The sequence below is a fragment of the Flavobacterium sp. DW-iso2 genome (assembly GCF_058725285.1).
The window spans coordinates 1-1,091 of record NZ_JBZXDY010000072.1 but is presented as its reverse complement, the minus strand read 5'-3'; the positions used below and the strand labels follow the sequence as shown (position 1 = coordinate 1,091).

Genomic DNA, 1,091 nt, shown 5'->3' with positions numbered 1-1,091 from the left:
AATGTGAAGGTGTACTCTACATCTACTGCACTTGGATTGCTTAACTCGAAATCAAATACTACAGCATCGCCTTCGGTTGCACTCGATGGAGTGATTCCAGTTACTGTTGGTGCATCATCATTATCCGTGATCGTTCCAGTAGCCGTAGCCGTAGTCGAGCCTACTGTTCCTGTAGAAGACGTAATTCCAACGGTAAAGGTCTCTGTTGATTCCGCTATGGTGTCTTCTGTTGTTTGTACTGTTGCTGTTGCTGTTGTAGCCCCTGCTAAGAAGGTCACCACTACAGGAGCCGTCGTGTAATCTCCATTGCTGGTCGTTACATTAGTAAAGCCTAAGGTTAGGGTAATGGTAGTAGCCGATGGGTTACTCAAGCTTACTGGAAAACTTAAAATCCCTCCTTCTACAATTGTAGCATCGCCTATTGTTACATCTGGTGCATCATCATTATCTGTGATCGTTACAGTAGCGGTTTGTGCACCTAATTCTGAAGCACATCCACCTGTAACATTAGTAATATCAGCAACAACAGTTTCAGATCCCTCATAAATGTTATCATCTATTGGAGTTATCGTTACTGTTCCTGTAGTTGAACCTGCAGCAATGGTAATGGTAGTTGAACTAGCTGTATAATCAGAGCCATTTGTTGCATTTCCTGAATAAGCTAAAGTAACAGTTGTGTTAGTTATAGTTACAGTAGATAGAGTTGCCGTAAGGATTACATTACCTCCCGAACTTTCTATAATAGAAGTTGTTCCAGCTAAAGTTACACTTGGAGAATAAACATTAACATTTCTCGTTGCTGTAGCATCAGCACATCCTCCAGTTCCTACAACAGTATAAGTGATCGTTGCTGTTCCACCAGCAACTCCTGTTATGTCTCCAGTAGATGGATCTACAGTTGCTATGCTTGGTGTACCTGAACTCCATGTTCCGCCAGTATTCCCATTTGTCGTAAATGTTGTTGTTCCTGATACGCAAATCCCTTGTGCACCTGATAATGCTCCTGCGTTTGGTGCTGGCGTAACTGTAATTGTTCCTGTAGCATTCACCGATCCACATCCACCTGTTAAAGGAATACTATAGCTGAATGT

The 1,091-nt window shown here is 42.3% G+C and carries 1 protein-coding gene; it reads right to left on the bottom strand.

Annotated elements, in window-relative coordinates:
- Positions 1-1,091, bottom strand: a 1,091-nt coding sequence (locus AC4PRO_RS18140) for a Calx-beta domain-containing protein (RefSeq protein WP_492118393.1), incomplete at both ends; no start/stop codon positions are given.